This is a genomic window from Pseudomonas sp. SHLD1 (assembly GCF_028640935.1).
GTDB lineage: Bacteria > Pseudomonadota > Gammaproteobacteria > Pseudomonadales > Pseudomonadaceae > Chryseomonas > Chryseomonas aestiva.
Map to the genome: position 1 here is coordinate 332,126 of NZ_JAQZAD010000011.1, position 21,819 is coordinate 353,944.

General features: G+C 65.8%; 15 protein-coding genes. All 15 read right to left on the bottom strand.

The genetic code is table 11. From position 1 onward, the window contains the following. Window positions 1-63: 63 nt before the first annotated feature. A complete protein-coding gene (ptsP, locus tag PVZ77_RS04840) occupies window positions 64-2,343 on the bottom strand; it encodes a phosphoenolpyruvate--protein phosphotransferase (protein ID WP_133861481.1) in 2,280 nt (759 codons plus the stop codon). Between the two features lie 111 nt (window positions 2,344-2,454). Continuing rightward, window positions 2,455-2,928 carry an RNA pyrophosphohydrolase gene (locus PVZ77_RS04845; RefSeq protein WP_007161635.1) on the bottom strand — a complete coding sequence of 158 codons (474 nt, stop codon included), beginning with the start codon at window positions 2,926-2,928 and terminating at the stop codon, window positions 2,455-2,457. Between the two features lie 191 nt (window positions 2,929-3,119). Continuing rightward, window positions 3,120-4,643: an MFS transporter gene (locus tag PVZ77_RS04850; RefSeq protein ID WP_273810159.1), complete on the bottom strand. Its 1,524-nt coding sequence runs from the start codon at window positions 4,641-4,643 to the stop codon at window positions 3,120-3,122. Window positions 4,644-4,753: 110 nt separating this feature from the next. Next, window positions 4,754-5,767 (bottom strand): Ldh family oxidoreductase, encoded by a 1,014-nt coding sequence (locus tag PVZ77_RS04855; protein WP_273810161.1) that lies wholly within the window; start codon window positions 5,765-5,767, stop codon window positions 4,754-4,756. Between the two features lie 92 nt (window positions 5,768-5,859). Beyond that, window positions 5,860-6,927: a uroporphyrinogen decarboxylase gene (gene hemE, locus PVZ77_RS04860; protein WP_273810163.1), complete on the bottom strand. Its 1,068-nt coding sequence runs from the start codon at window positions 6,925-6,927 to the stop codon at window positions 5,860-5,862. A 359-nt stretch (window positions 6,928-7,286) separates the two neighbouring features. Then, window positions 7,287-8,705 (bottom strand): FAD-dependent oxidoreductase, encoded by a 1,419-nt coding sequence (locus tag PVZ77_RS04865; protein WP_273810165.1) that lies wholly within the window; start codon window positions 8,703-8,705, stop codon window positions 7,287-7,289. A 90-nt stretch (window positions 8,706-8,795) separates the two neighbouring features. Next, window positions 8,796-13,244, bottom strand: a complete 4,449-nt coding sequence (gltB, locus tag PVZ77_RS04870) for a glutamate synthase large subunit (RefSeq protein WP_273810167.1) — start codon at window positions 13,242-13,244, stop codon at window positions 8,796-8,798. A gap of 216 nt (window positions 13,245-13,460) precedes the next feature. Further along, window positions 13,461-15,059 carry an AAA family ATPase gene (locus PVZ77_RS04875; protein ID WP_273810169.1) on the bottom strand — a complete coding sequence of 533 codons (1,599 nt, stop codon included), beginning with the start codon at window positions 15,057-15,059 and terminating at the stop codon, window positions 13,461-13,463. Between the two features lie 18 nt (window positions 15,060-15,077). After that, window positions 15,078-16,172 (bottom strand): 3-dehydroquinate synthase, encoded by a 1,095-nt coding sequence (aroB, locus tag PVZ77_RS04880; protein WP_273810171.1) that lies wholly within the window; start codon window positions 16,170-16,172, stop codon window positions 15,078-15,080. A gap of 52 nt (window positions 16,173-16,224) precedes the next feature. Further along, window positions 16,225-16,743: a shikimate kinase AroK gene (gene aroK, locus PVZ77_RS04885; protein ID WP_133861489.1), complete on the bottom strand. Its 519-nt coding sequence runs from the start codon at window positions 16,741-16,743 to the stop codon at window positions 16,225-16,227. A 5-nt stretch (window positions 16,744-16,748) separates the two neighbouring features. Beyond that, complete coding sequence (pilQ, locus tag PVZ77_RS04890) at window positions 16,749-18,998, bottom strand: type IV pilus secretin PilQ (RefSeq protein WP_405046218.1); 2,250 nt, start codon at window positions 18,996-18,998, stop codon at window positions 16,749-16,751. Further along, the gene (locus PVZ77_RS04895) at window positions 18,999-19,517 is read right to left on the bottom strand and encodes a pilus assembly protein PilP (RefSeq protein WP_133861491.1); all 519 of its coding nucleotides are present in this window, start codon (window positions 19,515-19,517) and stop codon (window positions 18,999-19,001) included. Then, window positions 19,514-20,167: a type 4a pilus biogenesis protein PilO gene (pilO, locus tag PVZ77_RS04900; protein ID WP_133861492.1), complete on the bottom strand. Its 654-nt coding sequence runs from the start codon at window positions 20,165-20,167 to the stop codon at window positions 19,514-19,516. The genes PVZ77_RS04895 and pilO overlap by 4 nt, the downstream gene beginning before the upstream one ends. Continuing rightward, window positions 20,164-20,751 (bottom strand): PilN domain-containing protein, encoded by a 588-nt coding sequence (locus PVZ77_RS04905; RefSeq protein WP_017641026.1) that lies wholly within the window; start codon window positions 20,749-20,751, stop codon window positions 20,164-20,166. The genes pilO and PVZ77_RS04905 overlap by 4 nt, the downstream gene beginning before the upstream one ends. Continuing rightward, window positions 20,752-21,816 (bottom strand): pilus assembly protein PilM, encoded by a 1,065-nt coding sequence (locus PVZ77_RS04910; RefSeq protein ID WP_183633703.1) that lies wholly within the window; start codon window positions 21,814-21,816, stop codon window positions 20,752-20,754. Between the last annotated feature and the right edge of the window lie 3 nt (window positions 21,817-21,819).

Consider the following 21,819-nt stretch of genomic DNA (forward strand, 5'->3'; position numbering starts at 1 on the left):
GCAAGAGGCGGCATGGTACGCCGCTACCTGTCAGGCGGGAAGCAGCCTTCCCGCCTGACACGCTCAGCTCTGGACGCTGGCTGCCGGGTTGATCACCCGGCCCAGTCCGAGATTGCGCAAGGCCAGGTGCAGGGCGCTGTGGATGACCTGGGGATTGTCGATCTGGCGCATCTGCTGCACCAGCTCGCGGGCCTTTTCCAGGGTGACCTGGCGCAGCAGCCACTTCACCTTGGGCAGGTTGGTGGCGTTCATCGACAGGGTATCGAAGCCCATGCCCATGAGCAGCACCGCCGCCGCCGGATCGCCGGCCATCTCGCCGCAGATGCTGACCGGCACCCCTTCGGCATGGGCGCCGTCCACCACCTGCTGCAGCGCCTGCAGCACCGCCGGGTGGAAGTAGTCGTAGAGGTCGGCCACCCGCGGGTTGTTGCGATCCACCGCCAGCAGGTACTGGGTCAGGTCGTTGGAACCCACGGAGATGAAGTCCACCTGGCGCGCCAGGTCGCGGGCCTGGTAGACCGCCGAAGGCACTTCGACCATGACGCCCACCGGCGGCATGGGGATGTCGACGCCTTCATCACGCACCTCGCACCAGGCGCGGTGCAGCAGGTGCTGGGATTCCTCCACCTCGTGCACGCCGGAAATCATCGGCAGCATGATGCGCAGGTTGTTCAGGCCTTCGCTGGCCTTGAGCATGGCGCGGGTCTGCACCAGGAAGATTTCCGGGTGGTCCAGGGTGACGCGGATCCCGCGCCAGCCGAGGAAGGGATTGTCTTCCTTGATCGGGAAATAGGACAGCGCCTTGTCCCCGCCGACGTCCAGGGTGCGCATGGTCACCGGGGCCGGGTGGAAGGCGGCCAGCTGCTCGCGATAGATGGAGAGCTGTTCCTTCTCGCTGGGAAAGCGCTCGTTGACCATGAAGGGCACTTCGGTGCGATACAGCCCGACGCCTTCGGCGCCGCGCTGCTGGGCACGCGCCACGTCGGCCATCAGGCCGGTGTTGACCCACAGCGGCATGCGGTGGCCGTCGAGGGTCTCGCAGGGCAGGCTGCGCAGGGCGTCGAGGCCCTGGGTCAGCTGGCGCTCCTCTTCCACCACGTCGCCATACTGCTTGATCAGCGTCGGCGACGGATTGGTGAAGATCTCCCCATGGTAGCCATCGACGATGAGGTCGATGCCGTCCACCTTGGAATACGGCAGGTCCACCGCGCCCATGACGGTGGGCACGCCCATGGCGCGCGCCAGGATGGCGACGTGGGAGTTGCCCGAGCCAAGCACCGAGATCAGGCCGACCAGACGCCCTTCGGGCACCTCGCCGAGCATGGCCGGCGAGAGCTCCTCGCTGACCAGGATGGTGTTTTCCGGATAGATCAGGCAGGCCTGGTGGGCCTGCTGCAGATAGGCCAGCAACCGTCGACCGAGGTCGCGCACATCGGCGGCGCGTTCGCGCAGATAGGCGTCGTCCATCAGCTCGAAACGCTGAACGTGCTCCATCACCACCTGGCGCAGGGCGCCCTGGGCCCACTGGCCGCTCTTGATGATGGTGGTCACCTCGTTACCGAGGGCGGCGTCGTCGAGCATCATCAGATAGACGTCGAACAGCGCCTGCTCTTCCTTGCGCAACTGGGTGGACAGGCGCTTGGACAGCGCCTTCATGTCCGCCCGTACGCCTTCGATGGCGGTGCGGAACAGCTGCAACTCGGCATCGATGTCGGTCACGGTCTTGTCCGGGACCACTTCCAGGTCGGCCGGTGGCAGGACCACCACGGCCTTGCCGACGCCGACTCCGGGCGAACCGGGGATGCCGACGAAACGGGCCTCCTGGATACCCCGGCCCTGCCGGTCCAGCCCGCGGATGGTTCCAGTGGCCTCGGCATGGGCGATCACCCCGGCGAGCTGGGCGCTCATGGTCACCAGGAAGGCCTCCTCACCCTCGTCGAACTGGCGACGCTCCTTCTGCTGCACCACCAGCACGCCCATGACGCGCCGGTGGTGGATGATGGGCGCGCCAAGAAAGGAGGCATAACGTTCTTCGCCGGTCTCGGCAAAGTAGCGAAAGCGCGGGTGACTGGCGGCGTCTTCGAGATTGAGCGGCTCTTCACGGGTCCCGACCAGGCCGACCAGGCCCTCGTTGGGGGCCATGCTGACGCGACCGATGGACTTCTTGTTGAGGCCTTCGGTGGCCATCAGCACGAAGCGGTTGGTGTCCGGATCCAGCAGATAGACGGAGCAGACCTGCGACTGCATGGCCGCGCGGACGCGCTGCACGATGATGGACAGTGCCGACCCCAGATCCTTGGCGGCATTGACCTCCTGGACGATCTTGCGCAGAACTGCAAGCATCTAGCGCCTCCGCAGCCGACGCCCGGCAGAGCCGCCGGCGTGCATCACGTGTCGTTCATCCTGCATGACCACAGCTTCTCCTCACCTCTTTCGCACCGGCCGTACCGGTAATCAGGCCAGCAAGCGGGGTGCCAACTCCTTGAGCGCCCGCCGATAGACCTCTCGCTTGAAGGTCACCACCTGGCCCAGTGGGTACCAGTAGCTTACCCAGCGCCAGCCATCGAATTCCGGCTTGCCCGTCACATCCATCCGCACCCGCTGCTCTTCCGCGGTCAGCCGTAGCAGAAACCACTTCTGCTTCTGGCCGATGCACAGCGGACGGCTGTGGGTGCGCACCATGCGCTGCGGCAGACGATAGCGCAACCAGCCCCGGGTACAGGCCAGGATGCGGACGTCATCGGGGCTCAGCCCCACCTCTTCGTTCAGCTCCCGGTACAGCGCCTCTTCGGGCGTTTCCCGGTCGTCTATCCCACCCTGGGGGAACTGCCAGGCATCCTGATTGATGCGGCGGGCCCACAGTACTTGGCCGGCATCGTTGGCGAGAATGATGCCGACATTGGGGCGAAAACCATCAGCGTCGATCACGGCTGCCACCCTTGAAAAATGTCGTTGCCCGCATTGTTCCACAAAGCCCGACAGCCCAGCAATGCAAGCTCCGGACCGACTGGGGCGCGGCCGACCGGCGCAGGCTCCCGGCGGCTGCCGCGACCTGCAAAAGCCCGCATTATGGTGGTCGCTAGCTGAACGTCGGCTTAAGGGCCGGCAAACGTCGCGCTTCAGCGAAAATGCCGTTGCACGGCCATGTAGAGGGCCAGTGCCAGACCGATCCAGCCGACCAGCCAGAAATAGTCGAGATAGCCCAGCACCTGGCTCTGGCGGGTGACCAGACTGGAGATCTGCGCCAGGGCGCTGTCGGCGCCGGTGGCTTGCCGATAGCGTTCGCCATAGGCCTGGTAGTTCTGCGCATAGGGATTGATCGCGGCGCTGAGCACCGAGGCGTGAAAGGCGTCGCGCCACTGCAGGAAGACGTTGGAGAGCACGATGCCCATGGGCATGACCAGTTGCTGGGTCATGTTCTTGATCTGGTAGGCCTGGCTGAAATAGGCCGGCTCGACGCGCATGAAGGTGTACATGATGATCACCGCGAAGGTGCCGATCAGGTAGGTGCCATGCATCATCAGCCCCGGGACCAGCTGCTGGTAGAGGGGCACGTCGGCGTGCTGGCGCACCATCCAGAAGCCATAGCCGGCCAGCAGCAGATAGCCCGCCACCAGGTACTTGCGAAAGCCGCCCCAGGGAAAGCGCTCGCGCAGCCGCACCGAGGTGATCATCAGCAGCGGCGCCAGACCGCACAGCCAGCCCAGCGCCATGACGCCCCCGGCGGTATAGACCGGCAGTTGCAGGCCGTTGACCACGTACTGGGGGATGATGAAGTTGTAGGCGCCGAGCAGGAAGTAGTTGAGCATCATGAACAGCATGCCGGCGAGAAAGCCCGGGGTGATGGCGTGCTTGAAGTCCAGAGTCGGCCGCGCCAGGCCGCGCTCGTAGTAGACATAGAGTCCGAGGATGGCCGTTCCCAGCAGCAGCTCCAGGGCTAGCCACAGCCCATCGCTGAAGAAGTCGAAGGCCAGTCGCTGGGTGGTGGTGGTCAGCAGCAGGCTGCCAACCGCCAGCAGCACCATGGACGCCAGCGAAGGCGCTCCGGAATTCTGCAGCGGATGGGAGCGCCGCGGCAGCGACAGCCAGACGCACACCGCCACCAGCGCGCAGGCCAGCGCCGGCACCATGAAGATGGCGCGCCACTGATGACCTTCCAGCAATTCCGCGGTGGTAAAGGACGCGAGCGCACCACCCAGGGGCACGCCGGAGGCGAAGGCGCGGATCCCGGTCGGCAACTGGGGACCGGAGAAATACATCTGCACCAGTACCCGCGCCCCGGCAAAGAAGGTGGCGGCGCCGGCGCCCATCAGCACTCGCCCGACGATGAAAGTCGGCAGATCGGTGGCAACCAGGCAGCACACCTGGCCGACCAGGTGGATGCCGACGGCGGCGAAGATCAGGTTGCGATAGCCCAGGCGCTGGGCGAACCACTGGTGCGGGGCGCTGGTGACGATGACCGCGGCGCTGTAGCAGGCGGTGGCCAGGGTGTAGCTGCGCGGGTCGATACCCAGGCCGCCGTAGACATAGCGATTGGCCAGGGCGATCGACAGGTTGTCGAGAAAGTACACCAGCACCATCAGGGTGATGCTCAGCAGCAACAGGCCGCGGTGATGGGGGCGATCGGTGTCGTCGGCGTACATGAAGACCCAGGCTGGCACTAAGGGGGCCAGTCGTGGACCCTGCGTCCGGGGCGGGGTTCAGAGACCGCGTTGTCGCAGCCTCCTCCAGGTGATGCGCATCGCGTCCCGGCTCAGCCGGGTAGCAGGGCCCGGACGTCGGCCAGGAGTTCGTCCGGCACCTCCACCCAGCCACGGGTGGTATTGCGAGCCCGCGCCTGGTAGCGGCGCTGTGACGGCAGGCGGGCGCCCTGGGCCTCGATGCCGGCGAACAACTGCTCGGCGCGCTGCTGGTAGTCGGCTACCGCGGCGCCGAGAAAGCGCTGGGGATCGAAGGCCAGGATGAGTTCGCCGTGATAGGGCAGCCCGCCCGCGCCGGCGTCGACAACGGAGGACTCCGGACTGGTGAGATCGCCGATCAGCGGGCCGGCGAGCAACTCGATCATGGCCGACAGCGCCGAGCCCTTGTGACCGCCAAAGGTGAGCATGGCACCCTCCTCCAGCACGGTGCGGGCATCGCTGCTGGGAACCCCCTCGGCGTCCACGCCCCAGCCCTCGGGCAGGGCCTTGCCGGCGCGACGATGCAACTCGATCTCGCCGCGGGCCACGGCGCTGGTGGCGAAGTCGAAGACGAAAGGCGGCCCTTCCGGCCGTGGCCAGCCGAAGGCGATGGGATTGGTCCCGAACAGCGGGCGACGACCGCCGGCCGGGGCGACATAGGCCTGGGTCGGATTGCAGGCCAGGGCCACCAGCCCCCTGGCAGTGAGGGCTTCCATCTCCACCCAGAGCGCCGAGAAGTGCACGCAGTTGTTGATCGCCAGGGCCGCCAGACCACAGGCACGAGCCTTGGCTTCCAGCAACGGCAGGCCCGTGTGAAAGGCCAGCGGCGAGAAGCCACCCCCGGCATCGACCCGGACGATGGCCGGAGCCACGTCTTCTACCGTCGGCTCGGCATCCGCCACCACCTTGCCGGCCTTGAGCGTCTTGACGATGCCCAGCAGCCGATAGATGCCGTGGGAGGCGCAGTCGTCACGCTGGCCGGCCACCATCATGGCGGCGATGGCCGCGCGCTGCGGCTGGCTGAAGCCATGGGCCGCGAGCACCTCTTCGGCCAGGTGCTGCAGCTCTTCCGGGGTCATCTGGGCCATGGCGGCGCTCCATCGGGGAAACCCCGACTATGCCGTAACCGGCCACGACCCGCTCGTTCGACTTGGGACCGGTCGTGCCGATCCCGGCACAGTCAGCCCTGGTGGTAGCGCTCCGACAACTCGTGGACGGCTTCGATGAAGGCACCGGCATGGGCCGGGTCCACCTCGGGGGTGATGCCATGGCCCAGGTTGAAGACGTGGCCGCTGCCCTGGCCATAGCTTTCCAGGATACGTCCCACCTCGGCGCGGATGGCCGTCGGCTTGGCGTAGAGCACGCTGGGATCCATGTTGCCCTGCAGGGCGACCTTGTTACCGACTCGCCGGCGGGCTTCGCCGATGTCGCAGGTCCAGTCCAGGCCCAGGGCCTCGGCACCGCTGTCGGCCAGGCTTTCCAGCCAGAGACCGCCATTCTTGGTGAAGAGGATCACCGGTACCTGCCGTCCTTCATGCTCGCGGATCAGCCCGGCGACGATCTTGCGCATGTAGGCCAGGGAAAATTCCTGGTAGGCCGCAGCGGACAGGTTGCCGCCCCAGGTATCGAAGATCTGCACCGCCTGGGCGCCGGCGCGAATCTGGCCGTTGAGGTAGGCGGTGACCGATTGGGCCAGCTTGTCCAGCAGCAGGTGCAGGGCCTCGGGGGTGTCGTAGAGCATGGCCTTGGCCTTGCGGAAATCCTTGCTGGAGCCGCCTTCGATCATGTAGGTGGCAAGGGTCCAGGGGCTGCCGGAAAAGCCGATCAGGGGTACCCGGCCGTCCAGCGCCGTACGGATGGTGCGCACGGCGTCCATCACGTAGCCCAGGTCGGATTCGGCATCGGGGATCGGCAGCGCCTCGATGTCGGCCGGCGTGTTGATCACCTTGCGAAAGCGCGGCCCCTCGCCGGTCTCGAAATAGAGGCCCTGACCCATGGCGTCGGGAATGGTGAGGATGTCGGAAAAGAGGATGGCGGCATCCAGCGGATAGCGCTCCAGCGGCTGCAGGGTCACCTCGCAGGCGAATTGCGGGTTCTTGCACAGACTCATGAAGTCACCGGCGCGGGCCCGGCTGGCGCGGTACTCGGGCAGGTAGCGCCCGGCCTGGCGCATCATCCACACCGGGGTGACGTCCACCGGCTGCTTGAGCAGGGCACGCAGGAAACGGTCGTTCTTCAGGGCAGTCATGGCGACATCCGGCAGCAAAAGTGCCGGCATTGTCGCAAAGCGGCTGGCAAAAGGCACGGCGCCAGGCAGAGCCTTTTGTCTATCGGGGTGATGGAGAGCCGCTGGGTGACGGCACTCAGCGCGGCCGGCACGACACGCATGGAAAACTCTGCTCGATTTTTAATCCTACGGCTCGGCGGGCAATCGCGGCCATGCCGGTGCGCCGTAGCGACCGCTCCTACAGAGTGATGCTTTTCGCAGGAGCGGCCCATGGCCGCGATTGCTTGGCGGAGACTGCACGGAATCCCGTGCCGACAGGATCCCATCCACAAAAAAGCCGACCGGCTTGCAGCGGTCGGCTCCTGTCCAACGGCCTGGGCTCAGACGCCCAGGTAGTCGAGGATGCCCTCGGCGGCGTTGCGGCCTTCGAAGATGGCGGTCACCACCAGGTCGGAGCCACGCACCATGTCGCCACCGGCAAAGATCTTCGGGTTGCTGGTCTGGTGCTTGAACTCGTGCAGCCCAGGGGCGACGACGCGCCCCTGGCTGTCGAGGTCGATGCCGAACTGCTCGAACCAGGGCGCGGGACTTGGGCGGAAACCGAAGGCGATGACCACCGCATCGGCCGGCAGGATCTCCTCGGAGCCCGGAATCGGCTCGGGACTGCGGCGACCGCGGGCATCGGGCTCGCCCAGGCGGGTCTCCACCACCTTGACGCCTTCCACCTTGTCCTCGCCGATGATGGCGATGGGCTGGCGATTGAAGAGGAACTTCACGCCCTCTTCCTTGGCGTTCTTCACTTCCTTGCGCGAGCCTGGCATGTTGGCGGCGTCGCGGCGGTAGGCGCAGGTCACGCTCTTGGCGCCCTGGCGAATGGAGGTGCGGTTGCAGTCCATGGCGGTGTCACCCCCCCCCAGCACCACCACGCGCTTGCCCTTCATGTCGACGAAGTCGGCCGCATCCTTTTCGAAGCCCAGGTTGCGATTGACGTTGGCCACCAGGAAATCCAGGGCGTCGTGCACCCCGGGCAGGTCTTCGCCGGGGAAGCCGCCCTTCATGTAGGTGTAGGTGCCCATGCCCAGGAAGACCGCATCGAATTCCTCGAGCAATTGGTCCATGGTCACGTCCTTGCCCACCTCGGTGTTGAGGCGGAATTCCACGCCCATGCCGCCGAAGACCTCGCGGCGGCGGCTGAGCACGGTCTTTTCCAGCTTGAATTCGGGGATGCCGAAGGTCAGCAGGCCACCGATCTCGGGGTGCTTGTCGAATACCACCGGGGCCACGCCGTTGCGTACCAGGATGTCGGCACAACCCAGGCCGGCCGGACCGGCACCGATCACGGCGACGCGCTTGCCGGTCGGCTTGACCTTGGACATGTCCGGGCGCCAGCCCATGGCGAAGGCGGTGTCGGTGATGTACTTCTCCACCGAACCGATGGTCACCGCGCCGAAACCGTCATTGAGGGTACAGGCGCCCTCGCAGAGCCGATCCTGCGGGCAGACCCGGCCACAGACCTCGGGCAGGGTGTTGGTCTGGTGCGCCAGCTCCGCCGCCGCCAGGATGTTGCCTTCGGAGACCAGCTTGAGCCAGTTGGGAATGAAGTTGTGCACCGGGCACTTCCATTCGCAATAGGGGTTGCCGCACCCCAGGCAGCGGTGCGCCTGCTCGGCGGCCTGCTGCGGCTTGAAGGGATCGTGGATCTCGACGAATTCCTTCTTGCGCTGGCGCAGCAGCTTCTTCTTCGGATCCTTGCGACCGACCTCGATGAACTGGAAGTCGTTGTTCAGACGTTCAGCCATTTCCAAACCTCTTGAAGCGACGCCCCTTCAGCAGGGCGCCACGAGCTATCACGGTGAAACCGGCGCCTTGAGGCGCCGGCATCGAAGTCGTTATTCCGGACGGGCGCGAGTGCTGACCAGCAGCGACGCCAGGCTGGCCGCCTTGGGCTTCACCAGCCAGAACTTGCGCAGGTAGTCGTCCAAGTTCTCATGGAGATGGCTGCCCCAGGCACTGCCGGTCTCGCGCACGTATTCGGCCAGCACCCCTTCCAGGTGGCTGCGATAGGCTTCCATGGCCTCGCTGTTGATGCGCTGGATCTCCACCAGTTCGTGGTTGACCCGGTCATAGAAACCGTTGTCCAGGTCCAGCACATAGGCGAAGCCGCCAGTCATGCCCGAACCGAAGTTGTAGCCGGTCTTGCCCAGCACGCAGACGAAGCCGCCGGTCATGTACTCGCAGCAGTGGTCGCCGGTGCCTTCCACCACCGTGTGGGCCCCGGAGTTGCGCACCCCGAAGCGCTCACCGGCGGTGCCGGCGGCGAACAGCTTGCCACCGGTGGCGCCATAGAGGCAGGTGTTGCCGATGATGGCCGATTCCTGGCTCTTGAAGCCCGCGCCCTGGGGCGGGGTGATGACCAGCTTGCCGCCGGTCATGCCCTTGCCCACGTAATCGTTGGCATCGCCTTCCAGATACATGTGCAGGCCGCCGGCGTTCCAGACGCCGAAGCTCTGGCCAGCGGTGCCCTTGAAGCGGAAGGTCAGCGGCGCCTTGACCATGCCCTGGTTGCCGTGACGCCGGGCGATTTCGCCGGAGACACGGGCACCGATGGAGCGGTCGCAGTTGCCGATGCTCAGGCTGAAGTCACCGCCTTCGAGCTTTTCGATCCCGGGCAGCGACAGGCGCACCATTTCTTCGGCCAGCAGGCCCTGGTCGAACGGCGGGTTCTTTTCCACCTGGCAGTATTGCGGCTTCTCGGCCGGGATGTGATCGCTACCCAGCAGCGGCGTGAGATCCAGGTGCTGCTGCTTGGCGGTCTCGCCCGGCAGGATTTCCAGCAGATCGGTACGGCCGATCAGCTCGCCCAGGCTGCGCACGCCCAGCCTGGCCAGCCACTCGCGGGTTTCCTCGGCGATGAAGGTGAAGAAATTCATCACCATCTCCACCGTGCCGATGAAGTGCTCCTTGCGCAGCCGGTCGTTCTGGGTGGCGACGCCGGTGGCGCAGTTGTTCAGGTGGCAGATGCGCAGGTACTTGCAGCCCAGGGCGATCATCGGCGCGGTGCCGAAGCCGAAGCTCTCGGCGCCGAGGATGGCCGCCTTGATCACGTCCAGGCCGGTCTTGAGGCCGCCGTCGGTCTGCACCCGCACCTTGCCGCGCAGGTCGTTGCCGCGCAGGGTCTGGTGCGCCTCGGCCAGGCCCAGTTCCCAGGGCGAACCGGCGTACTTGATGGAGGTCACCGGCGAAGCGCCGGTACCGCCGTCGTAGCCGGAGATGGTGATGAGGTCGGCATAGGCCTTGGCCACACCAGCCGCTACCGTGCCCACGCCGGGCTCGGACACCAGCTTGACCGACACCAGCGCCTTGGGGTTGACCTGCTTGAGGTCGAAGATCAGCTGCGACAGGTCTTCGATGGAATAGATGTCGTGGTGCGGCGGCGGCGAGATCAGGGTCACGCCGGGTACCGCATAGCGCAGCTTGGCGATCAGGCCGTTGACCTTGCCGCCGGGCAGCTGACCGCCCTCGCCCGGCTTGGCGCCCTGGGCCACCTTGATCTGCAAGACCTCGGCATTGACCAGGTACTCGGGGGTGACGCCGAAGCGGCCGGTGGCCACCTGCTTGATCTTGGAGCTCTTGATGGTGCCGTAGCGCGCCGGATCCTCGCCACCCTCACCGGAGTTGGAGCGCCCGCCCAGGCGGTTCATGGCCTCGGCCAGGGCCTCGTGGGCCTCCGGCGAGAGGGCGCCCAGGGAGATGCCGGCCGCGTCGAAGCGGGTGAAGATGTTGGCCAGCGGCTCGATCTCGTCCAGGGCCAGGGGCTGGTCGCTGGTCTTGACCTTGAGCAGGTCGCGGATCATCGCCACCGGGCGCTGGTCCACCAGCGCGGTGTATTCGCGGAACTTGGCATAGTCGCCCTGTTGCACGGCGGCCTGCAGCAGATTGACCACGTCCGGGTTGTAGGCGTGGTACTCGCCGCCATAGACGAACTTGAGCAGGCCACCCGGCTGGATCGGCTTGCGGTTGTTCCAGGCTTCGCCGGCCAGCAGCTTCTGCTCGGCCTCCAGGTCGACGAAGCGCGCGCCCTTGATGCGGCTGGTGACACCGGGGAAGCAGAGGTCGGTGACCTCGTCCGCCAGGCCCACGGCCTCGAACAGCTGGGCGCCGCGGTAGGAGGCGACGGTGGAGATGCCCATCTTGGAGATCACCTTGAGCAGGCCCTTCGTGATGCCCTTGCGGTAATACTTGAACACCTCGTAGAGGTCGCCCAGCACCTCGCCGGTGCGGATCAGATCGCCCAGCACCTCATAGGCCAGGAACGGATAGACCGCGGTGGCGCCGAAACCCAGCAGCACGGCGAAGTGGTGCGGATCACGGGCGGTGGCGGTCTCCACCAGGATGTTGCTGCTGGTGCGCAGCCCCAGGTTGACCAGGTGGTGATGCACGGCGCCGGTGGCCAGCACCGCATGTACCGGCAGCTTGCCCGGCTCGATGTGGCGGTCGGTCAGCACCAGCAATACCTTGCCGGCGCGCACGGCCTCCTCGGCCTGCTCGACGATGTTGCGCAGCGCCGCCTCGAGGCCCATGGACTCGGGATAGTTGAGGTCGATCTTGACATGCTCGAAGCCGGGCTTGGGCATGTTGAGGATGGTCCGCCACTTGGCCGGCGAGACCACCGGACTGCTCAGGATGGCGCGATCGGCGTGCTCGGCGGTTTCCTCGAAGACATTGCGCTCGGCGCCCAGGCAGGTCTCCAGGGACATGACGATGGACTCGCGCAGCGGGTCGATCGGCGGGTTGGTGACCTGGGCGAACTGCTGGCGGAAATAGTCGTAGGGCGAGCGGATGCGCCGCGACAGCACCGCCATCGGGGTGTCGTCGCCCATGGAGCCCACGGCTTCCTGACCCTGCTCGCCCAGCGGCCGCAGCACCTGGTCACGCTCCTCGAAGGTGACCTGGAACATCTTCATGTACTGGCGCAGCTGATCCTGGTCGTAGAAGGCCGAACCGTGATCGTTGTCGTCCAGGGTCGCCTGGATGCGCATGGCGTTCTTGCGCAGCCACTGCTTGTAGGGATGGCGCGCCTTGAGGCGGTTGTCGATGTCGTCGGTCTGCAGCACCTCGCCGGTCTCGGTGTCCACGGCGAGGATCTGCCCCGGGCCGACCCGGCCCTTGGCGATGACGTCGTCGGGCTGATAGTTCCAGACGCCGACTTCCGAAGCCAGGGTGATGTAGCCGTTCTTGGTGGTCACCCAGCGCGCCGGGCGCAGGCCGTTGCGGTCGAGCAGGCAGACCGCGTAGCGGCCTTCGGTCAGGACCACGCCGGCCGGACCGTCCCAGGGCTCCATGTGCATGGAGTTGAATTCGTAGAAGGCGCGCAGATCGGCGTCCATGGTCTCGACGTTCTGCCAGGCCGGCGGAATGATCATGCGCACGGCGCGGAACAGATCCATGCCGCCGGTCACCAGCAGTTCCAGCATGTTGTCCATGCTGGAGGAGTCGGAACCGACGCGATTGACCAGCGGACCGAGCTGGTCGAGATCCGGGATCAGTTCGTTGACGAACTTGGTCCGCCGCGCCTGGGCCCAGTTGCGGTTGCCGGTGATGGTGTTGATCTCGCCGTTGTGGGCGAGATAGCGGAAGGGCTGCGCCAGCGGCCACTTCGGCAGGGTGTTGGTGGAGAAGCGCTGGTGGAACACGCAGATGGCGGTGGCCAGACGCGGATCGCCGAGGTCCGGATAGAAGGCGGCGAGATCCGCCGGCATCATCAGGCCCTTGTAGACGATGACGCGGGACGACAGGCTGCAGATGTAGTGCTCGGTATCTTCGGCGTTGCGCACCGAGGAACGGCGGCGGGCGGAGAACAGCTTGACCCCGAACTGCTGGTCGTCGAGGCCCGGACCGGCGACGAACACCTGCTCGATGCGCGGCAGGCGGGCCAGGGCCAATTCACCCAGCACCGAGGTGTCGATGGGCACCTTGCGCCAGCCGACCAGGGTCAGGCCGGCGGCCTCGATCTCCAGGTTCATGTTGGCACGGGCCCGTTCGGCACGGGCCTCGTCCTGGTTGAAGAACACCACGCCGGCAGCGTACTGCTCGGGCAATTCGGCGCCGAACTGCTCCCGGGCGATGGCGCGCAGGAAGGCGTCCGGCTTCTGCATGAGCAGACCGCAACCGTCACCGGTCTTGCCGTCCGCGTTGATACCGCCCCGGTGGGTCATGCAGGTCAGGGCTTCAATGGCCGTTTCCAGCAGGTCGTGGCTGGGCTCGCCCTGCATATGGGCGATCAGGCCGAAGCCGCAGTTGTCCTTGAAGCTATCGGGATTGAACAGGCCTGCTTTCATAGCGCTCTCACCGGCAATCAGGTTATTGCGAAGGCATCACAAAACGGTCCGCTTATTTGAACTTTTTTCGGACAGTCAAAGGCTGACCAGTGTAGCGAAAAAATCGCTTACGACAAACACTGATGACACCTGATGAAAACTTGGTGACGCAAAAAAGAAAGCCCCGGCATCACGCTCGTGATAGCACCGGGGCTTTATTTGCATCTCGGGCAAGAATCAGCGACTGGTGGCGATGTCCTGCTGGATGCTGGCGAAGGTCCGCGGCCAGGGTTTGCTGGCCTGTACCTTGGCTGGCAGCTGCTTGACCGCCGCTTCCGCCGCCGCCCGATTGGCGAAGTTGCCGTAGGTCACCACATAGAGCGCCTTGCCCTGGTAGCTCTTCTTGAAATAGCGGAAGTTGCCACTGTCGGCCTGGGCGGCGATGAAGTCCTGCGCGGCCTTTTCGGTGCTGGTGCCCACCACCTGCAAGGCGTATTTGCTACCGGCCTGGCTGCCGTACCAGCCCGCCGCGGCGCTGCCGGCGTGAGCAGGCGTCGCCGTCGGGGCCGGCTTGGCCGGTGCCGGCGCGGCGGCAGCCGCAGGCGCAGTATGCCGGGGCGCCGGGGCGGCCACTGCCGGCGCGCTGGGCGCCGGCGTGCGTGCCGGCGTCCGGCTGGGCAGTTCGTCTTCGTCACTGACCGGCGGGGCCTCGGTGGTCACGGTCGGCGGCACGCCGCCAGCGCCCATGTCGTTACCCGCCGCGGTACCCGCCTGCCGGCCACCGGCCGCTTCCGCCAGGGGTTCACGGATGACCGGCTGCGACTCACCCACCAGCGGCAGGGGCAGTGGCTTGGAAGAGCCGTCGAACTGGATGGGCGCCCCCTGGGCGTCCTTGCCGGCAGAGGCGGTGTTCTGGCCGCCCATGGGCAGGTCCTGTCCGGCCGTGCCGGTGGCCGGGGTCTCGCTCTTGCCGCCCTTCAGCGACAGCGCCGCGGCGCCGACAGCCAGCACCACCACCCCGAGAATGACCAGATGCTTGCGCGGCAGCGCCGCCAGCAGATTGCGTGAGCCTTTCGCCGGTGCGGCGGCCTTCTTGCGCCGGGCGCTCATGCCAGCCACCAGGACATCCCGGGCTTCTTCGTTGAGCCGACCGGGCCAGCCGCCGGAGCGCTGGTGGATGGTCGCGAGTTGCTCGTCGGTAAAGATCTCCAGACCCTGACCGGCACCCTCCAGGCGCTGGGCCAGGTATTCCTCGGCCTCGCTCTCGCTGTAGGGCAGCAACTCGATGGCGTGATAGCGCTCTTCGCCCTGGGCGATGTCTTCCAGGCGCATCACCACTTCCGCTTCGCCGAACAGGAAGACGTGTAGGCGCTCCTTTTCGCCGCCACCCGCCAGTTCCAGCAGGGCTTCCAGCGCGGGGGTGGCCAGCGCCTCGGCATCATCCACCAGGATGTAGACCTCCTGCCCCGCCAGGCGCACTTCCGCCGCCTGCGCGAGAATGGCCGCCGGGGTCTGGCTGTCGGCGCCCACGCCCTTGGCGACCTGGGCCAGCACGGTGCGAGCGTCGCCACCGTTCTGCGCGGAAATCACCACGCAGTGCACGGCTTCCTTCTTGGTGCTGGCCGCCAGCGCCTGGCGCAGCAGCGTCTTGCCACTGCCCTCGGGGCCGCTGACCACCAGCAGCAGCTGGCTGTAGCGAGCCAGATGATGCAACTGGCCCAGTACCGGCTTGCGCTGCGCCGGAAAGAATTTGAAACCGGGAACGCGGGCGGCGAACGGGTCGTGAGTGAACTGATAGTGACCGAGGAAGGCTTCGTCGGCGTGCAGATTGGACATGGGACTCTCTTGTTCTCCTTACTGGGCGGTCAGCGCTTGGTAATCGGTACGCAGCGTCTGCTCGAGAATGTCGCGGGCGAAGTCGGCGGTCACCACGGCCTGGCCCAGATCACTGAGCAGTACCAGCCGGAGTTGTCCATCCAGGACCTTCTTGTCCACCGCCATGAGGCGTTCGAAATCGGCCGGCTGCATGTCCGCCGGCGGTACCACGGGAAGCCCTGCCCGGACCAGCAGGCGCAGGGCGCGGTCGCGCTGGGCAGCCGTGAGCCAGCCCAGCAGCAGGGACATCTGCAATGCCATTACCATGCCGGCGGAAACCGCCTCGCCATGCAGCCAGACGCCATAGCCCTGGTGGGTCTCGATGGCGTGACCGAAGGTATGGCCGAGGTTGAGAATGGCCCGTAGGCCCGACTCGCGCTCGTCGCTGCCGACCACCTGGGCCTTGGCCGCGCAGGACCGCTCGATGGCTTCGGTGAGGGCCCGCTGGTCCAGCGCCAGCAGCGCCTCGACATGCTCTTCGAGCCAGCCGAGGAAAGGTTCGTCGCAGATCAGGCCGTACTTGATGACCTCGGCCAGACCCGCCGACAGTTCGCGCGCCGGCAGGGTCGCCAGGCTGTCGGTGTCGATGACCACGGCCTTGGGCTGGTAGAAGGCGCCGATCATGTTCTTGCCCAGCGGGTGGTTGATGCCGGTCTTGCCGCCCACCGAGGAATCGACCTGGGACAGCAGCGTGGTGGGCACCTGGATGAAGTCCACCCCGCGCTGATAGCAGGCCGCGGCGAATCCGCCCATGTCGCCGATCACCCCGCCACCGAGGGCGATGAGGGTGGTCTTGCGATCATGGCGATCCTGCAGCAGGCCGTCGAAGATCAGCTGCAGGGTTTCCCAGTTCTTGTGCGCCTCGCCATCGGGCAGCACGATCGAGCTGACCTGGCGGTCGCCGAGGGTGCGCAGCAGGCGCTCCAGATAGAGCGGTGCGATGGTTTCATTGGTGACGATCGCCACCTTGCGCCCGGCGAGATGGGGCAGGAAGCAGTCCGGTCGATCCAGAAGGCCCTGGCCGATGTAGATCGGGTAGCTGCGCTCACCGAGCTCGACGTGAAGAGTCCGCATGCCGTCACCTTGATTCAAAGGGCGCCTAGCATAGCGCAGAACGCTTGCGGCTTTAATGCGGCGCCAGGGCTTTCAGACGGTCGAGTATCTGCAGCACGACCAGCCGGGGTGGCCGCTCGTCGGTCTCGATGATGATATCGGCGATCTCGCGGTACAGCGGGTCGCGCATGGCCATGAGATTGCGCAGCACCGCCGCGGGATCGGCGGTCTGCAAGAGGGGACGGTTGCGATCGCGGGAGGTACGCTCGATCTGCTGCTCGATGGAGGCATGCAGATAGATGACGCGCCCGCCGTGCTTGAGCGCCTGGCGATTGTCCTCGCGCAGTACGGCACCACCGCCGGTGGCCATCACCAGGCCGTTTTCCGCGCACAGTTCGGCGATCGCGGCGCGTTCGCGCTCGCGAAAGCCCTGCTCGCCTTCCACATCGAAGATCCAGGGGATGTCGGCACCGGTGCGTTCTTCGATTACCTTGTCGGAATCCTTGAACGGCAGCCGCAATTCCTTCGCCAGGAGCCGGCCGATGGTGCTCTTGCCCGAGCCCATCGGTCCTACGAGAAACAGATTACGCACTTATGTCATCGACCAACCGCTATCGCCTGGTTGTTCATGATACGCGGCGTGAGGAAGATCAGCAGCTCGACTTTGCTGTCGGTGACCGAATCCCGGCGGAACAGGCGGCCGACATAGGGAATATCCCCCAGCATCGGCACCTTGGTGGTGGACTTGGTCTGGGTATTGGAGAACACCCCGCCCAGCACGATGGTCTCGCCATCGCTCACCAGCACCTTGGCATTGACCTCGTTCTTGCTGATCGGCGGCACGCCATTGAGCGCATTCTGGTAGTCAGGCGCATCCTTGTTGACCTTGACCTCCATGATGATGCGGTTGTCCGGGGTGATCTGCGGCGTGACCTCCAGCGACAGGGCGGCCTGCTTGAAGCTGGTGCTGGTGGCACCGCTGGAGCTGGCTTCCTGGTAGGGGATCTCGGTACCGCGCAGGATCTTGGCGGTCTCCTTGTCCGAGGTCACCACCTTGGGCTGGGAGATGATCTCGCCATTGCCGCTGGATTGCAGGGCGGACAGCTGCAGGTCGAGCATCTTGCCACCGACCATGAAGCCGACGCCGATGCCCGAGGTACTGCCGGAGACGCCCATGTCGACGAAGGGGGTGGGCGCCACACCACTCGCGGAGGTGAAGCTGCCTACGGTACTGGTGCCCGGCAGGAAGACCTGACCGGTGGTGGAATCGACGGTGGTAGCGCCGTCCTTGCCATAGACCGCGAAGTTGCCAGAACTGGCGTTGCCGCCCCAGCGCACACCCAGCTGCTTGCTGTAGTCGACGTTGGCTTCCACCAGCCGCGCCTCGATCATTACCTGGCGCACCGGGATGTCCAGCTGCGAGACGATGCGCCGGAGTTCGTCCAGGCGATTCTGGGTCTGGTAGGCGATGATGCTGTTGGTGCGTTCGTCCACCGAGATGGAACCGCGCTCGTCGGCGGTCTTGTCGGCGCTGGTCACCGACTGGAACAGCTTGGCGATATCGGCGGCCTTGGCGTAGTTGACCTGGATCAGGTCGCGACGCAGCGGGGCCAGCTGCTGGATCTGCTTTTGGGATTCCAGCTCCTGACGCTCACGGGCGGCGATCTCGTCGGCCGGTGCCACCAGCAGCACGTTGCCGATCTGACGCTTGTCGAGACCCTTGGTCTTGAGGATCAGATCCAGCGCCTGGTCCCAGGGCACGTTCTGCAGGCGCAGGGTGATGTTGCCCTGCACGGTGTCGCTCGCCACCAGGTTGAGGTTGGTGAAGTCGGCGATCAGCTGCAGCACCGAGCGGACGTCGATGTCCTGGAAATTCAGCGACAGTTTCTCGCCGGTATAGGTGAAGCGATCGGCTGCGCGCTTTTCCTTTTCCTCGGTGGTGAGCGGCTTGACGCTCAGGGTCAGACGATTGTTGGTCTGGTAGGCCAGGTAGTCGTAGGTCCCGGTCGGTTCGATGACGATGGACGCCCCGCCGCTGTCAGCGGAGGCGTTGACGAACTGCACGGGGGTGGCGAAGTCCTTGACGTCTAGGCGTACGCGCAGCTCTTCGGGCAGCTGGGTACCGGCGAAGGTCAGGCGAATCTTGCCGCCCTGCTCCTGGATATCCGGGTTGATGCCGGTCTCGCTCAGGTCGATGACCACGTTGCCCTCGCCCTGGGGACCCCGCTGGAAATCGATATGGCGGATCGCCTTGCCGCGCAGTTGCGGCCGCGGCGCGGTCATGGCCGCCACGGTGGAGGTGGCCTGGGTCGGCGGCAGCGGCGTGCGGGCGACCGCGCCGGGCAGGGGTGCGGCCGAAGGTGCGGTCACCGTGGCAGGCGCGGCGGCGCGTGGCAGGTTGGGCGTCAGATTGGCCTGGGCGTTGGCCACCTGGCGACCCGCGGTGCCCCCGATGGTGACGAACAGGTTGCGACCGTCGGCCCGGGTGTCGTAGCTGGCCAGGTTGGTGAGGTTGATGATCAGGCGGGTGCGATTGCCCGCCTCCACTACCGTCACGCTGCGGGCATTGCCATTGCCCAGCTCGCGGCTCTTGGTGCCCAGCTTGTTGGCCACGCCGGGCAGGTCCAGGGCGATCCGCGCCGGCTGCTCGATGGTGTAGCCCTTGGGCACCGGCACCGGCTGATCGAAGGTCAGCTTGAGTTCGATGCGATCCCCGGGCAGGGAGGCGACGTTCAAAGCCTGCAGATCGGCTGCCAGGGCCTGACCGGCCAGGCTGCTCAGCAGCAGGGCCAGGCCCAGCCCCAGTCGTCCCGCGATAGTAGTGTTCACAGTGCTCGCCCTGCCCATTTAAGTCTTTTCCTTCAAGGTGATGGTGCGCGGCCGTTCCAGCCAGCCACCCTCGCCATCCGGGACGATTTCGATCACGTCGATCTCGCCATCGGTAATCTTGGTGATGCGTCCGTCGTTGCGCCCCAGGTAGTCGCCCACCTTGACGCGATGCACGCCCCCGGCGCCGTTGACCAGCGCATAGCGGCCGCTGGCATTGGCCAGGATGCCGACCATGCTGAAGGTCTCGATGTTGAAGCCTTCGAGAAACTGCTTGGGTCGATTCGCGTCCGGCTTGATGTTGCCGGTTCCGCGCTGGCGCACCGTGGGATCGATGCGTACCGGCGCCTGGAAGGGGCTGCGCAGCGCCGCGGCGGCGTAGGTGAAGGGTTCGTAGGCGCGAAACTGCGGCAGCGGCTCGATGGAACCGCGCGGCTTGGCCCGGGTTTCGTCCATGAAGGCCTGCAGATCGCTGGTATCGCTGGAACCACAGCCGACCAGCACGCCGGTCAGCAGACAGAGCAACAGGGGCGTCCTCATTTGCCGAGCCCCTTGTCGTTGTACCTATAGGTCTTGGCCAGGACGTTCATGCGCAACTTGCCACCGCCTCCGGAGACCGTACCGCCGCCATTGGCATTCTTGTCGTCCACCGGCTTGAGGTCGAAGTCGTGCAGGGTGACGATGCGCGGCAGGCTGGAGACGCTGCTGACGAAGGTCGCCAGGTCGTGATAGTTGCCCACCACGGTGATCTGGATCGGCAACTCGACATAGAACTGTTGGGTGACTTCGGGCAGGAGCTTGATCTGCTCGAATTCCAGGCCGCTGCCGAGACCGGTGCGGGTGATGTCCTCCAGCAGCGCCGGCACCTCCGTATCGCCGGGCAGTTGCCGCAGCAGGGCACCAAAGGACTCCTCCATCTCCACCATCTGCTGCTTGTAGGCATCCAGATTGGCGGCCTGGAAGGCCTTGCTGGCGTATTGCTGCTTGAGCGTCTCTTCCTGGTTGCGCTGGCTGTCCAGCTGGGCCTGCATGTCGCTGAGATGGAACTGATAGCCGAGCAGGAGCACCACCAGCACGATCAGCAGGCAGGCGATGACCTTGACCGGCTTGGGCCAGGAACCGAGGTTCTCCAGGCTGAGTTCGTTGATATCGACCTTGCGCAGGCTGGCCAGGGAATCGGCGAGACTCATGGTTTGCCTCCCTTGGCGAGCGGGGCCGGCGCAGGAGCGCCGGGCTGGGTCTGCTTGACGGTGAGCTGGAAGGTGTTGGCCTGGTCCACCGCTCCGGCAGTGGTCGCCTTGACCTCGATCAGCGTAGGCGACGCGAACCAGTCGGAAGCATCCAGGTTACGCATCAGGTTGGAGACCCGGTTGTTGGATTCCGCCTCGCCGCTGATCGACAGGGTGTCACCCTGCATCTTCAGCTCGCGGAAGTACACGCCGTCCGGCAGGGTACGCACCAACTGGTCGAAGACGTGGCCGATGACCGGGCGGTTGCCCTGCAGGTCCTGGATGATCTTCATCCGCGCCAGCAGCTGCTGACGACGGGTCTTGAGTTCGCTGATCTCCTTGATGCGCACGTCCAGCTGAGCGATGTTCTGCTGGATGAAGGCATTGCGCGCCTCCTGACGGGCGATCTCGCCGGACAGGTACTGATCCCCGAGAAACACGGCGCCGCACGACAGCACGAAGATGCCGCCCAGGATCACCAGGAACTGCTTGCGCCTTTCTTCGCGCAGCTGCTCCCGCCAGGGCAAGAGGTTGATGCGGGCCATCTAGTCGAAACTCCTCATGGCCAGGCCGCAGGCGATCATCAGCGCCGGGGCGTCACCCGCCAGGGCCGCCGCATTGACCTTGTTGCTGACGGTCATGTCGGCGAAGGGATTGGCCAGGACCGTCGGGGTGCCGATTTTCTGCTGGATCAAGCGGTCGAGTCCGGAAATTGACGCGGTTCCTCCGGCAAGCAAGATGTAGTCCACATCATTGTATTGCCCGGCGGCGAAAAAGAACTGCAGCGAGCGCGCCACCTGTTGCACCACCGCCTCGCGGAAGGGCGTCAGCACCTCGCTCTGGTAGTCGTCCGGCAACCCGCCCTGCTTCTTGGCCAGACCGGCCTCCTCCACCGACAGGCCGTAGCGACGCTGGATCTCTTCGGTGAGCTGACGACCGCCAAACAGCTGCTCGCGGGTGTATATGGTCTTGCCGTTGTGCAGCACGCTCAGGGTGGTCATGGTGGCGCCGATGTCGACCACCGCCACGGTGAGGTCGTCGACATGGCCGCCAAGCTGGTTGGCCAGCAACTGGTAGGCGCGCTCCAGGGCATAGGCCTCGACGTCGACCACCTTGGCGGAGACGCCGGCCAGCGCCAGGGCCGCCTCGCGGACCTCGACGTTTTCCTTCCGGCAGGCGGCCAGCAGTACCTCGACGCGCTCGGCGTTGCGCGGCGACGGCCCCTGCACCTCGAAGTCGATGGCGACCTCGTCCAGCGGGTAGGGAATGTACTGGTCGGCTTCCAGCTTGATCTGGTTTTCCAGCTCGTCGTCGGTCAGGCCGGCATCCATCTCGATGGTCTTGGCGATCACCGCCGAGCCGGAGACGGCCACGGCAGCGCTGCGCGCGGAACTGCGCGCCTTGACCAGCACCCGGCCGATGGCCAGGCCCACGCCTTCGAGTTCGGCGATGTTCTTTTCCACCACGGCATTGGCCGGCAGGGGCTCGACCGCATAGGCTTCCACCCGGTAGCGCCCGCCTGAACGGCTCAACTCGATGAGTTTCACGGATGTCGAACTGACGTCGATACCCAGCAGCGTATTCGCCTTCTTTCTGAATAGCCCTAGCACATC